Source organism: Microbacterium sp. A93 (assembly GCF_051842835.1).
The window spans coordinates 377,273-389,808 of sequence record NZ_JBPXMT010000008.1 but is presented as its reverse complement, the minus strand read 5'-3'; the positions used below and the strand labels follow the sequence as shown (position 1 = coordinate 389,808).

Below are 12,536 nucleotides of genomic sequence, written 5' to 3'. Positions count from 1 at the left end.
GCCGGGCTGGGGGCGGGGTGATGCGGGTCAGGCAGGGGCCGGGCCGTCGCACCGGGTCGGGCGGGACCGGACGGCCGGCCTAGTCGTAGTTCTCGGAGGGCAGTTCCACGGCCTTCAGCATGGTGGTGGTCGGATGCAGCGCCACCGCATCCTCGTCCCGGCGGAGGGGCAGCACGGTCTGCACGTAGGACTGCAGCGCCTCCGGCAGGGGCACGGACCGTGACTGGTTCTCGGACAGGTACCAGCGGTGCTCCAGCAGCTGATGCATGACCTCGGCGGGCTCCAACTTGCCGGACAGCTCGGCGGGGATGGCGCGGGTGACCAGTTCGAAGACCTCGGTCAGCCAGCGGTTGGCGACCTCGTGCTCGTCCATGTCCGGGTGGTTCACGGCCCGGTACTCGTCGATGTCCCGCAGCAGGCGCCGGGCCTGGTTCTCCTGGACATCCAGGCCGGTCAGGCCTAGCAGCCGCCGCTGGTGGTGCCCTGGATCCACGACCTTGGGCTGCAGGACCAGCCGGGAGCCGTCCTCGGTGGTGCGGATGGCGTACTCCTCCACGTCGAACCCCAGCGAGTTCAGGCGGCGGATCCGCTCCTCCACCCGCCAGCGCTCGCCGGGCTGGAAGGACATGTCCCCGGTGAGCTCGTCCCAGAGCCGGCGGTAGGCGTCGATGATGAGCTCGGAGGTGGCCAGCGGGTCCACGTCCTGGTCCACCAGGCCGCCGGACATCAGGTCCATCAGCTCCCCGGCGATGTTGACCCGGGCGAGCTCGAGGTCGTGCTCGCGCTGGCCGCGGGAGAGGGAGGGGTGCAGCTCCCCGGTCTCGGCATCCACGAGATAGGCGGCGAACGCCCCGGCATCGCGGCGGAACAAGGTGTTGGACAGGGAGACGTCCCCCCAGTAGAAGCCCACCAGGTGCAGTTCCACGAGCAGCAGGGCCAGGGCGTCGATGAGCCTGGTCAGCGTGTCCCGGTGGAGCCGGCGGGAGAACACGGCGCGGTAGGGCAGGGAGAAGCGCAGGTGCCGGGTGACGAGCATGGTCGGCAGGGGTTCGCCGTCCGGGTCGGAGCGCCCGGCCACCACGGCCACGGGCTCCACGCAGGGGATGTCCAACCGTTCCAGCCGGCGCAGCAGCTGGTACTCCCGGCGCGCCGAGAACTCCGTGGTCTCCTTGACCGCCACCACGGACCCCTCCAGGTGGGCAAAGCGGACCACGTGCCGGGACAGGCCGCGGGGCAGCGCGGCCAGCGCGGACTCGGGCCAGTCCACCAGTGGGACGTCCCAGGGCAGGCGCAGCAGCTCCGCGGCGCCCTCCGAGCTGCCCGCGCTCACGGACGTGGTGATGTCCAATCCGGATCGGGGTGTCATGAGACCGCAGTGTCCTCCCTGAGCCGCCCGGAGTCCAGCCGCAGCCGGCGGTCCGCCACCGAGGCCACCGGCCCGGGCTCGGCCGTGGCGTACAGCGTGGTGACGGAGAGGGTGCGCGCCAGGGAGCGGATCAGCCCGGCGGTGTGGTCCTTCAGATCCGGGGGCAGGGCGGCCAACGGGTCGTCCATGAGCAGCACCGCGGGCCGGCGCACCACCGCTCGGGCCAGGGCCACCTGCTGGCGTTGAGGCCCCGTCAACTCCTCCGGACTGTGGGACAGCTGCGCCGTCAGGTCCAGCAGCCGCGCGGCCTCGTGCACCCGCTCGGCCCGCTCGGCCTCCGGGACCCCGGCCACCCGCAGCGCGAAGCTCATGTTCTCCTGGACGTCCATATGCGGATACAGGGCATAGTGCTGGAATACGAGCACGGCATCCCGGTCCTGCGGCGGTAGGCCGGTCACGTCTACGCCGCCGATCAGCACGTGGCCGGTGGCGGGTGTCTCCTGACCGGCCACCACCCGCAGCAGCGTGGACTTGCCGCTGCGCATCGCCCCGGAGACCACCACGAACTGCCCGTCCGCGGCGGTCAGGTCCAGGTCCGTCAGGGCCGGCCGACGGGCGGAGGGGTACCGCACCGTGATGTTCTGCAGGCTCAGCCGCGCCACGCGGCCACCTCCTGCAGCACCGCGGCCACCTGTTCCGGCCCGGTGATCCGGAACCGCGCCGCCGTCTGCCCGGCGCCGACCTTGACCGAGACGTCCCGTCCCGGATCCAGCCGGGCGAAGCCGTGCTCGTCCGTCACATCATCCCCGGCGAACAGCACCGCCTCGGCTCCCGTGACGCGGCGCAGCAGGTCCAGTCCCTGGCCCTTGTCCGCGCGCACCACGGACACCTCCAGCACGTCCTTGCCGTGGCCCACGTGGAAGGGGCTCAAGCCCGCCTCGCCGGCCAATCCGCGCAGCGCCGCCTCGGCCTCGGCCACCGCCTGACGCTTGGCCTCCGGGCTGCGGGCCAGCCGCACCTGGAGCACCCGGCCGGCGGGTTTGTGCTCCACCCAGGAGTCCGGGTACCGGCGGGCCACGGGCTCCAGCACCTGCCCGACGGCGGCCAGTGCCGCCAGCTGCCCGTCGTCCAGTTCCAGCGGGGGCGCGTGGGGGCCGAGGCGGCGCTCGGCGCCGTGGGAACCGATCAGCAGCGTGGCCGGTGGGGGAGAGGCCACGGTCAGGAGCGATGCCAGGGCGCGTCCGGATACCAGGGCCGTGTGCACACCGGGGAGCCCCGTGAGGGCGGCCAGGGCCGCGGCGTTGGCGGGCAGTGGCCGGGCCTCCTCAGCCCGGTCCACGAGTTCGGCCATGACGCCGTCGAAGTCCACGGCCACCAGGATCTCCGTGCGTCCGGCGAACCGTCGCAGCGCGGCCGCGAGATCTTGGGGGAGGGCTCCGGCAGGCTCAGAACCCAGCCCCTGACCCAGCCCCTGACCCAGCCCCGCGGGGTCCGGACCGGTCATCGCGAGGCCTCCGGGCCGGCGTCGTCCATCCCCTGATCTCCGCCGGCCAGCCGGCCCAGGAAGTCCCGGGACCACTTGTTCACGTCATGGGTGAGGACCTGCCGGTGCATGGACTTCATCCGCTGGCTGGCCTCCCGCGGATCCATGGCCACAGCCTCCAGGATGGCGTCCTTCATCCCGTCGATGTCATGCGGGTTGATCAGCAGGGCCTTACGCAGCTGATCAGAGGCACCGGCGAACTCGGAGAGCACCAGCACCCCGCCCTGGCCGCCCCTGCCGCCCCGGGCCGCCACATACTCCTTGGCCACCAGGTTCATGCCGTCCCGCAGGGCCGTGACCAGCATGACGTCCGCCGCCAGATACAGGGCCACCATCTCCTCCACCGGATAGGAGTGGTGCAGGTAACGGATCGCGGTCTGGCCCATGGTGTCGTAGGTGCCGTTGACGCGGCCCACGGCCAGTTCGATGTCATCCCGCAGCTCCTGGTAGGATTCCACGTTCTCCCGGGACGGGCTGGCCACCTGGACCAGACAGACCTCCTCGACGTCCAGGCTGCCGTCCTCCAGCAGCTCGGCGTAGGCCTTGATCCGGTGGCGGATGCCCTTGGTGTAATCGAGTCGGTCCACGCCCAGCAGGATGGTGTGCGGATCGCCGAGTTCCTCCCGGATCTGCCGCGACCGGGCCTGCACCTCCGGGTCCCGGGCCAGGGCCGTGATGGTGCCGACGTCGATGGAGATGGGGAAGGCCTCCGCCCTCACGGGGCGCTCGCCGCCGTGGCCGTCGTTCACGTTCAACGTCCCGGACCGGAAGGAGCCACCCAGCAGGCGGCGCACGGCCCCGGAGAAGTTCGCCACGTCCGAGCGGCGTTGGAAGCCGATCAGGTCCGCTCCCAGCAATCCCTCGAGCAGCGACCGCCGCCACGGCAGCTGGGCATAGATGTCCACCGGGGGGAACGGGATGTGGTGGAAGTAGCCGATCCGCACATCCGGCCGCAGGCGGCGCAGCAGCCGGGGGACAAGGTGCAGCTGGTAGTCCTGCACCCACACGGTGGCGTTCGGCGCCGCGGTGGCGGCCGCGGCCCGGGCGAAGCGGACATTGACCGTCAGATAGGTGTCCCACCACTGCCGGTGGAACTCGGGGCGGGCGATCACATCGTGGTACAGCGGCCACAGCGTTGAGTTGGAGAAGCCCTCGTAGTACTCGGTGAGCTCGTGCTCGGAGAGCTCGACCGGGACCAGGTGCATGCCGTCGTGCGTGAAGGGATCCAGTGCCTCCTCCGCCACGCCGCCCCAGCCGACCCAGGCGCCCTCCTGGCTGGCCATGATGGGGGCCAGTGCCGTCACGAGCCCGCCGGGGGAGCGGTGCCAGGACGAGGTGCCGTCCGGATCCGTCACCCGGTCCACCGCCAGGCGGTTGGCCACCACCACCAGATCGTAGGCGCCGGGTTCGGGCGGCGCCCCGACCCGGTGCTCGGCCTGTTCCAGGAAGGAGGGGGCTCCGATGGGGAGGTCAACGCGGTTCTTCACTTCTCAGAACTCCTTCTCTCGGGCCCGGTCTGGGTCCGACTCCGACTTTATCTCCCCGCCCTCCGCCCTCCCAAGGGAGGTCTGCGGGACACTCCGCACGAGGCCGGCGCCTGAACCCCACTGTCAGGTTGGACCGGTACCCTAGCCCTTGGCCCGGAGGCCTCAGGGCGGGGGACCCCGGCCCGGCATCCGAGACCGCTTACGACCCCGAGAGTCAGGACGACAGGCAGGCCCATGGCGACCAGCAACAAGCAGACGAAGGCCCAGAGGCAGCAGACCGCCCGCGAGAAGGCCCGGCAGATGCAGGAGGAGCAGCGCCGTCAGGAGAAGCGACGCTCCCTCATGGTCCGCTGGGGCGTGGTGGCTGCCGTGGTGGTGGTGATCGCCGTGGTGGTGGGTGTCATCTTCATGAACTCCTCCCGGGCCATCCCGGACGCCGGTCCGGCACCGAGTGCGGCCAACGACCAGGGCGGCATCACCCTGACCTCCAGCACCGCGCTGGCCCCGGGGGACGAGGCGTTCACCGAGGTGGACAACGCGGACACCTCCCAGCCCGAGATGACCGGCGAGGTCCCGCCCTCCGTCCCCGGTGGCGAGGCCCGGCCGGCCGGTGAGCCGGCCCAGATCATCGTCTACGCGGACGCGAACTGCGTGCACTGCGCCGATTTCGAGCAGCAGAACGCGGGCCAGCTGGCCGAATGGCTGGACGCCGGCGAGGTCACGGTGGAGTACCGGATCCTCGACTACCTGGACACCCCGGCCTCGAGCAACTACTCGTCCCGGGCCGGCAACGCCCTGGCCTGCATGGCCGAGCAGTCCCCGGAGCACTACAACTCGTTCCTGAGCCAGATCTTCGCGAGCTATGCCACGAAGGAGGGCCAGGGCCTCAGCGATGACGAGCTGCAGGAGATGGCCACCGGCCTGGGCGCCGACGTCAACGGCTGCATCGATTCCAATGAGTACCGTCCCTTCGTGACACACACCGGCTCGGCGGCCCGCGAGGCCGGGATCGCCGGCACCCCGTCCGTGTGGGTGCAGGGGGAGAACTGGGACCAGAGCGTCGCGTTCCCCGAGTACGTGGAGGGCAAGATCGCCGAACGGGAGTGATCGGCTGATCGGCTACCCTTGAAGGGCCGGATTCCGTTCCCCGCCGCGTACTCGCTGGTGTGGCCCGGAGCCGGCCCTTTTCCGCCTCCTTAGCTCAGTTGGCCAGAGCACCTGTCTTGTAAACAGGGGGTCACCGGTTCGAATCCGGTAGGGGGCTCCACCGCGGCGTCAGAACCTGCCGCCCGCCCCGGCTCCCGGCGCATACTGAGGAGTGGGGACGTTGACGCTGCCGCGGGCAGCGGGCCAGACGTCCCGACGACTCCTCCGTAAGGACCGCCGTGCCCGTCATCCTCGCGCCAGCCGCGCACCCTCCCCGTCCCGCCCTGCTCCGGCAGTCCGTTCGCCGGGTCCTGACCCTGGCCCTGGCGGCCCTGCTGGTGGTGGCCTCGGGCCCGTTGCTGGCCGGTGCCGCACCGGCCCGTGCGGCCACCCCCTCCTCCTTTCCCGATGTCCCGGCCACCCACACCTTCCACGAGGCCGTCACCTGGATGATCCAGCACGAGATCACCACGGGCCAGACGGACGGCACCTTCGGCGTGAACGATGACATCACCCGTGCTCAGGCCTCGGCGTTCCTGTTCCGACTGATCGATCCGGACACCACGTCGCCGGCCGAGAGCCCCTTCCCGGACGTGCCGGCGAGCTCCTCCTGGTACGCGCCGATCTCCTGGATGGTCCAGGAGGAGATCGTCAGCGGCTACACCGACGGGACCTTCCGGCCGTACCGGTCCATCACCCGCGGGGAGATGGCCAAGATCCTCTACGGCGCGGCCGGCGCGGACGCCCCGGTGCCGGGCAGCGACCCGTTCTCGGACGTGCCGGCTGGCTCGTCCTATGCGCAGTACATCGCCTGGATGAAGTCCGAGGGCATCAGCCGTGGTTACGCGGACGGCACGTTCCGGCCCGGACGGTCGATCTCCCGCGGTGAGGCCGCCCAGCTCATCTGGAAGGTGGCCGGTGAGATGGGCTACGACACCACGGTGTTCCCGGTGTCCTTCGCGGTGACCGGTGCGGGTTGGGGTCACGGTGTGGGGATGAGCCAGTACGGGGCCCGGGCCATGGCCGTGGAGGGCTCCACGGCCCGGCAGATCCTGAGCCACTACTACAGCCCCGCTGCGATGGCGCAGGCCCCGGCCCTGGCGCGGGAGGACATCAGCGTGCACCTCGTCTCCACGGACGAGATCACCGTGGACGGGACCGGCGCACTCCGGGTCCGCGCCTCCGGATCCACCCAACTGCCCCAGACCGAGGGCGCCGTGACGTTCACGGTGAAGGACGGCCACGTGGTGGCCACACTGCCGGACGGGACCACGAAGGGCAGTGGCTCGGTGGCGCTCGAGTGGACCGGGACACGGTTCTGGGACGCGAACGGAAGCAAGACGACCGTCACGGTCCCCGACGCCAACGGCACCAGCACCGACCTGGTCCTACGCCACGGCCGCCTGGTGGTCACCCTGGACCAGGACAGCCAGCTCAACGTGGTCACGCAGCTGAGGATGGATGACGAGTACCTCTACGGCGTGGACGAGATGCCCTCGGCCTGGAACGAGGCAGCCCTGCAGGCGCAGGCGATCGCCGGACGGTCCTACGCCCTACGGAACATGCGGTCGCTCAAGGAGGACTGCGACTGCCACGTCTATGACGACGTCCGTTCGCAGAAGTTCACCGGCTGGGCCAAGGAGAACGAGGGCAACGGCCACTACGGAGCCTTCTGGAAGACGGCCGTGGACAAGACCTCCCGGCAGGCCCTCTACTACAACGGCGCGGTGGCTGACGCCACCTACTTCTCCTCCAGCGCAGGGCGCACCCGCGGCGCGCAGGAGCAGTGGGGCAATACCGTGCCGTACCTGACGAGCAAGGCCGACCCCTACAGCCTGACGGCCGCCAACCCGAACAGGTCCTGGACCCAGACGGTGACCCAGCAGCAGGTGGCCCAGGCCTTCGGCCTGCCGAACGTGCTCACCGTGGAGGAGACCGCGGTGAACAAGAACTCCGGGTACACGGACTGGATGACGGCCACCGCCTCGGACGGCACCACCTCGCAGATCACCGGCAACCAGTTCCGCACCCGGCTGGGGCTGAAGAGCGCCGCGATCGCCTCCGTCACGCCGCGCTGAGGCCGTCCCGCCGGTGGGATGATGGCGGGATGATGTTGTGCTCCCTGGACATGATGGTCCCCACCCACCAGTCCACCGGCCTGTGGCGGCACCCGGAGGCGGACACCGAGCAGTACCGGGACCTCGGATTCTGGACCCGGCACGCGCAGGAGCTGGAGCGGGCCGGTTTCGACGCCCTCTTCCTCGCCGATGTGGCCGGGGTCTACGACGTGTACGACGGCTCGGGCCACACGGCCATCCGGGCCAGCATGCAGTACCCCACACTGGACCCGCTGCTGGCCGTCAGCGCGCTCGCCGCGGCGACCACCACGCTCGGCTTCGGCGTGACCGCCTCCGTCAGCTACGAGCAGCCCTACCTGCTGGCCCGCAAGTTCGCGACCCTCGACCACCTCACGGCCGGACGGATCGCCTGGAACATCGTCACCAGCTATCAGGCCTCGGCCATGGCCAACCTCGGCACCACCGGGCAGTTGGCGCACGATGCCCGCTATGACCGCGCCGACGAGTTCATGGAGGTCGTCTACCGGCTCTGGGAGGGCACCTTCGAGGACGGCGCCCTGGTGGCGGACCCCGCGTCCAACACCTATCTGGACCCCGCCAAGGTGCACGACGCCGGCCACGCCGGTGGGTACTTCACGGTCCCGGGGCCTTCGCTCACCTTTCCGGGCCCCCAGCGCACCCCCTTCCTCTTCCAGGCCGGCTCCTCCCCGCGGGGCCTGGACTTCGCCGCACAGCACGCCGAGGCGCTGTTCTTCTCCGGCACGAGCCCGGAGAACGTCCGTCCCCTCACGGACGGTGTCCGGTCCCGGCTGGCGGCCAGCGGCCGGCCCGCGAGCACCCTGAAGACCATCACCTCGGTGACCGTGATCGCCGGGGCCACCGACGCCGAGGCCCGCGCCCGGCTCCAGGACTACGCCCACTACGTGGACGAGGATGCCGCACTGTCCCTGCTGGCCGGGTGGACCGGGTTGGACCTGGCCCGGTATTCGCCGGATGACGTGCTGGAGCATGTGGAGATCGAGGGCAACCGTTCGGCCCTGCAGTCCTTCACCACCCTGGACCCGGACCGTGCCTGGACCATCCGGGACCTGGCCACCTTCATGGCCATCGGGGCCCGAGGCCCGGTCATCGTCGGTTCCGGGACCACCGTGGCCGACGAGCTGGAACGCTGGCTCCAGGAGGCCGGCGTGGACGGCTTCAACGTGGACCACGCCCTGCGCGGACCGGACCTGGCGGCCTTTGCCGAACACGTCTCCCCGGAGCTGCGCCGGCGGGGTCTGATCCCGGCCACACCCCGTGGCGGGACCGTGAGGCAGCGTTTCCTGGGCACCGACACGCTGCCGGCCGGTCACCCCGGCGCCCGGTTCCGCCGGTGACCCGATGAGTTCGTTCCTGGACCCGCTGGCACCGTATATCCCGCTGTTCGGGACGGACCACCTGCTGGCCCTGGGGACGGTGCTGGCAGGGCTGAGCCTGTTGTCCATGTTCCGGTCCACGGTGCGGACCCACGCCTCGGTGCTGCGGTGGTCCTTCCTGCTACTGGCCCTGGCGCAGCAGACGGCGCTCTACTGGTATCAGGCGGCCGTGGCCGGCTGGGACTGGGGCGACTCGGCGCCACTGCACCTCTCCCGCGTGACCACCCTGGTCCTGGTGGCGTATCTGGTCACCGGGCGCAGGGCCGTGCTGGAGGTCGGTTTCTACCTCGGGCTCTACGCTTATGCCACGTTCCTCTACCCGCAGCGGATCCAGCCGCTGGACCACCTGATGGGGTGGAGTTTCCTGGTCAGCCATGCCGTGATCATCCTGGTGCCCGTCTTCGCCGGCATCGCCTACGGCTGGCGCCCCACCGCCCGCGGACTCCGGCGTGCCTACGGCTGGTTCATCGTCTACTTCGGGGTGGCGCTGGCCGTCAACGCGCTGACGGACGGCAACTACTTCTACCTCAAGTACCGGCCGTTCCTGCGGGAGGTCCCCGAACCGCTGTACTGGCTGGCGGCCTGCGCCGCCACCCTAGCGCTGATGTGGATCGGCTACGCCGTGTCACGGCGGTTCCCGGTGCTCCGGGACGGAGGCTACGCCACGGAGAACGAGGCTACCGCGCCTCGGAACCTGTCAGCCAGAGCTTGAGGTCCCCGTGTTCCTCGGGGTTGTACAGCGCGCCCTCGGCGGGGGAGTAGACGGACGGGACGCCGCGGAGGCCGAAGTCCGAGAAGTCGGACATCGCGGCCTCGATCGTCTCGGCGGTGCCGTCCGCGGCGATGCACTGACCGATCTCCTCGGCGTCGCCGGCGTCCCCGGCCATCTCACCGGCCTGGGACACGAGGGTCTCGTCATCCGGCTGGGCCGGCGCCTGCTCGAAGAGCCAGGTCTGGAACCCGTGCAGCGTCCCGGCGGCGGCATCCGAGTCCCCGAGTGTCTGCTCCACGCAGTAGTAGGACGTGGCGGCGCGGGTGGACCAGGACTCGGGGTCACCCCGGCCCAGGAAGTCCACGATCCGGTAGTCGACGGCGGCCTGGCCGCCGGACACCAAGCCGTGCACCAACCCGCCATAGTGATCGTGGAACGCCGCGCAGTGGGGGCAGGCGAAGTCCTCGAAGACCTGGACCTGGCGGGTGGTCTGGGCGGCCGACGGCTCGGAGCCTCCGCCGGAGCCGGCACTGCGGATCGCGTCCGCACAGCCGGTCAGCATCAGGGCCGCTGCGGCGGCCACGGTCAGGCAGACTCCCAGTCGGGACGGATCGGTGCGCATGACAACCATCCTAAGGGGGCTAGGACGGAGGCCGGTTTTTCGGTTCGGCGAGTGTTCTGCTAGGCTTTCATAGCTGCGGGGCCCTGCATCTGCGGGCGGCCCGGCGCTGACGGATCTTTAGCTCAGTTGGTTAGAGCGTTCGCTTCACACGCGAGAGGTCGCTGGTTCGAGTCCAGTAAGATCCACCACTTTTTCACCTGAGGGGCCCGCTCTGGGCCCTTCAGCCGTTAACGCACCAGTACAGTTATTGAGGGCACCGAGCCGTGCCGTGCTACGTGTTGAAGGGAGCTGCGGTGGAGGACAACCCCAACACGCGGCTGGGAGATCGCCACGCCCAGGAGCCGCCGGTCGAACTGGCCGAGATCCCCATCATCAGGCCGTCCCGCAAGGAGCCGGAACCGGAGACGGGCGAGCCGGACGCGGAGCCGGAGAGCACCGTCCACGCACCGACCTCGGCCATCGACTTCCCGCTGGGACCGGCCGCCGGACGGGCCGAGCCGATCCGCACGGAGTCCGGGACCAGCGTGGTGGGCGCGCCGGAGGCACCCGGCGGGGACACCGCCGCGATGCCCCAGGCCGAGGCCCCGGCGGCTGACGTGCCGCTGACCGATACGCCGCTGACGGAGCCACCGGTCTCGGACCCCGTGCCACAGTCCGTGCTGTCCCCCGCCGGACCGGTGACGGGGGAGACACCCGCCGCGGCGCCGGTCGGCACGCTGGGTGTCTCGGCGCCGAAGAAGCCCACCAAGGGGCGCCAACGCTTCTCGGGCGGGACGGCCTTCAAGCGGATGATGCACTCCGAGCCGCTGCCCACGCAGACGCTCTCGATCGTCCATCGGATTGCGGACAGCCCCTACGCCAACCCGTATCTGCGCACCACCCGCAACGCGGATGCCGATGCCCGCACCACCCTGGACTTCGCCCTGAAGCTGGGGGAGACCATGTTCCGCTTCGGCGCCGGTGCCCTCGAGGTGGAGACCTCGATCATCGTGGTGACGCAGGCCTTCGGCGTGCACGAGACCGAGGTGGACATCACCAACCAGTCCATCGCCCTGAACTACGCCCCCAGCGGCAAGACCCCGTACTCGTTGCACCGGGTGGTGCGGTCCTGGTCCCAGAACTATGCGGGCCTGGCCCTGCTGCATCAGCTGGTCTCCGGAGTCTCCTCGGGGGAGATGGACCGCGATTCCGCCCAGCAGCGGCTGGCGGACATCCGGCACAAGCCCAAACCGTTCGCGCCGTGGCTGACCATCCTCGCCTCGGGCATCTTCGCGGCGGCCTTCACGGCCTATATCGGCGCCACCGTGATCGGTGCCGGGGTGGCGCTGGTGTCCACCATGCTGCTGATCGGGATGGTGAACCTGCTGGGCAAGGCCCGGATCCCGGAGTTCTTCTCCATCATGGTCGGTGGATTCATCGCCACCGTGATCGCGTTGGTGCTCTACACACTGCACGTGCCCCTGGCGCCCTCCCTCGTGGTGGCCGGCGGGATCATGCTGCTGTTGCCCTCCGGTCGCTTCGTCTCCGCCATGCAGGACGCGATCAACGGCTTCCCCGTCTCGGCGGCGGGCCGGTTCGTCTCCGCCGCGCTGGTGTTCGCGGGGCTGATGGCCGGTATCATCGCGGCCGTGGTGTTCTCCTCCATCCTCGGGGTGCCGGAGCTGGATCTGGCCAATGAGGCGGTGTCCAACCACCCGATCTGGCTGCTGGGGATCCTGGTGGTCGTGGCCACCGCGGCGGACGGGATCTTCGACCAGTCGGCCTGGCGCCTGCTGCTGCCCACCGCGTTGGTCTCCCTGATGGGGTTCCTCGTCTACGTGGGCGCCGAGGCGATCGGGACCGGCCCGCGCCTGACACCCGGGATCGCCGCCGTCGTGATCGGCGCCCTGGGCCGTTACGTGGCCCTGCGCATGGGCGCCCCGCAGCTCGTGGTCGCCGTCCCCGGCATCCTCTTCCTGCTGCCCGGTCTGAAGATCTTCCGGTCCATGTACAACATCGCCATGAACAGCGGGGCCATGCAGGAGGGATTGGTGGGGCTGTTCGACGCCTCGGCGATCATCATGGCGATCGCCGCCGGGGTGGTGTTGGGTGACACCATCGCCCGGCCGTTGACCAGAGCCCTGCAGGCCAACGAGCGCCGGCGGATCGGCCGCCGTTGACCCTCCGG

10 protein-coding genes and 2 tRNA genes are annotated in these 12,536 nt (G+C 70.3%); 7 read left to right on the top strand and 5 right to left on the bottom strand.

Going from position 1 to position 12,536, the window contains the following annotated elements; translation table 11 throughout:
- Nucleotides 1–79: 79 nt before the first annotated feature.
- Genes ACSU1G_RS21155 through ACSU1G_RS21140 form a run of 4 tightly spaced genes read right to left on the bottom strand, consistent with a single transcriptional unit; the run spans nucleotide 80 to nucleotide 4,354 of the window.
- Nucleotides 80–1,366 (bottom strand): DUF4032 domain-containing protein, encoded by a 1,287-nt coding sequence (locus ACSU1G_RS21155; RefSeq protein ID WP_439281975.1) that lies wholly within the window; start codon nucleotides 1,364–1,366, stop codon nucleotides 80–82.
- Nucleotides 1,363–2,028: an ABC transporter ATP-binding protein gene (locus tag ACSU1G_RS21150; protein ID WP_439281974.1), complete on the bottom strand. Its 666-nt coding sequence runs from the start codon at nucleotides 2,026–2,028 to the stop codon at nucleotides 1,363–1,365. The genes ACSU1G_RS21155 and ACSU1G_RS21150 overlap by 4 nt, the downstream gene beginning before the upstream one ends.
- Entirely contained in the window at nucleotides 2,016–2,870 is an 855-nt protein-coding gene (gene otsB / locus ACSU1G_RS21145; RefSeq protein WP_439281973.1) for a trehalose-phosphatase, read from the bottom strand. The genes ACSU1G_RS21150 and otsB overlap by 13 nt, the downstream gene beginning before the upstream one ends.
- Nucleotides 2,867–4,354 (bottom strand): alpha,alpha-trehalose-phosphate synthase (UDP-forming), encoded by a 1,488-nt coding sequence (locus ACSU1G_RS21140; protein WP_439282012.1) that lies wholly within the window; start codon nucleotides 4,352–4,354, stop codon nucleotides 2,867–2,869. The genes otsB and ACSU1G_RS21140 overlap by 4 nt, the downstream gene beginning before the upstream one ends.
- Nucleotides 4,355–4,630: 276 nt before the next feature.
- Between ACSU1G_RS21140 and ACSU1G_RS21135 the strand changes: the two genes are divergently transcribed.
- The 5 genes from ACSU1G_RS21135 to ACSU1G_RS21115 all read left to right on the top strand — a co-directional run bounded on the left by ACSU1G_RS21135 (nucleotide 4,631) and on the right by ACSU1G_RS21115 (nucleotide 9,747).
- Nucleotides 4,631–5,503, top strand: coding sequence for a DsbA family protein (locus tag ACSU1G_RS21135; protein ID WP_439281972.1), 873 nt, complete (start codon nucleotides 4,631–4,633; stop codon nucleotides 5,501–5,503).
- A gap of 83 nt (nucleotides 5,504–5,586) precedes the next feature.
- Nucleotides 5,587–5,663: transfer RNA gene (locus ACSU1G_RS21130), tRNA-Thr, on the top strand.
- Between the two features lie 118 nt (nucleotides 5,664–5,781).
- Nucleotides 5,782–7,620 (top strand): SpoIID/LytB domain-containing protein, encoded by a 1,839-nt coding sequence (locus tag ACSU1G_RS21125; protein ID WP_439281971.1) that lies wholly within the window; start codon nucleotides 5,782–5,784, stop codon nucleotides 7,618–7,620.
- A gap of 29 nt (nucleotides 7,621–7,649) precedes the next feature.
- On the top strand, nucleotides 7,650–8,996 hold the full coding sequence (locus ACSU1G_RS21120) for an NtaA/DmoA family FMN-dependent monooxygenase (protein ID WP_439281970.1): 1,347 nt from the start codon (nucleotides 7,650–7,652) through the stop codon (nucleotides 8,994–8,996).
- A 4-nt stretch (nucleotides 8,997–9,000) separates the two neighbouring features.
- Nucleotides 9,001–9,747, top strand: a complete 747-nt coding sequence (locus ACSU1G_RS21115) for a TMEM164-related integral membrane acyltransferase (RefSeq protein WP_439281969.1) — start codon at nucleotides 9,001–9,003, stop codon at nucleotides 9,745–9,747.
- Here the strand turns inward: ACSU1G_RS21115 and ACSU1G_RS21110 are convergent.
- The gene (locus ACSU1G_RS21110) at nucleotides 9,713–10,369 is read right to left on the bottom strand and encodes a DsbA family protein (protein ID WP_439281968.1); all 657 of its coding nucleotides are present in this window, start codon (nucleotides 10,367–10,369) and stop codon (nucleotides 9,713–9,715) included. The two genes, ACSU1G_RS21115 and ACSU1G_RS21110, sit on opposite strands and share 35 nt — an antisense overlap.
- Before the next feature lie 111 nt (nucleotides 10,370–10,480).
- Between ACSU1G_RS21110 and ACSU1G_RS21105 the strand changes: the two genes are divergently transcribed.
- Nucleotides 10,481–10,557, top strand: a tRNA-Val gene (locus ACSU1G_RS21105).
- Nucleotides 10,558–10,662: 105 nt separating this feature from the next.
- On the top strand, nucleotides 10,663–12,528 hold the full coding sequence (locus ACSU1G_RS21100) for a threonine/serine exporter family protein (RefSeq protein WP_439281967.1): 1,866 nt from the start codon (nucleotides 10,663–10,665) through the stop codon (nucleotides 12,526–12,528).
- Nucleotides 12,529–12,536 lie beyond the last annotated feature (8 nt).

Excerpts from the sequence above, each read along its gene's own strand:
- ACSU1G_RS21155 (WP_439281975.1), bottom strand. The coding sequence starts at position 1,366 with ATGACACCCCGATCCGGATTGGACATCACCACGTCCGTGAGCGCGGGC.
- otsB (WP_439281973.1), bottom strand. The coding sequence starts at position 2,870 with ATGACCGGTCCGGACCCCGCGGGGCTGGGTCAGGGGCTGGGTCAGGGG.
- ACSU1G_RS21135 (WP_439281972.1), top strand. The coding sequence starts at position 4,631 with ATGGCGACCAGCAACAAGCAGACGAAGGCCCAGAGGCAGCAGACCGCC.
- ACSU1G_RS21120 (WP_439281970.1), top strand. The coding sequence starts at position 7,650 with ATGATGTTGTGCTCCCTGGACATGATGGTCCCCACCCACCAGTCCACC.
- ACSU1G_RS21115 (WP_439281969.1), top strand. The coding sequence starts at position 9,001 with ATGAGTTCGTTCCTGGACCCGCTGGCACCGTATATCCCGCTGTTCGGG.
- ACSU1G_RS21110 (WP_439281968.1), bottom strand. The coding sequence starts at position 10,369 with ATGCGCACCGATCCGTCCCGACTGGGAGTCTGCCTGACCGTGGCCGCC.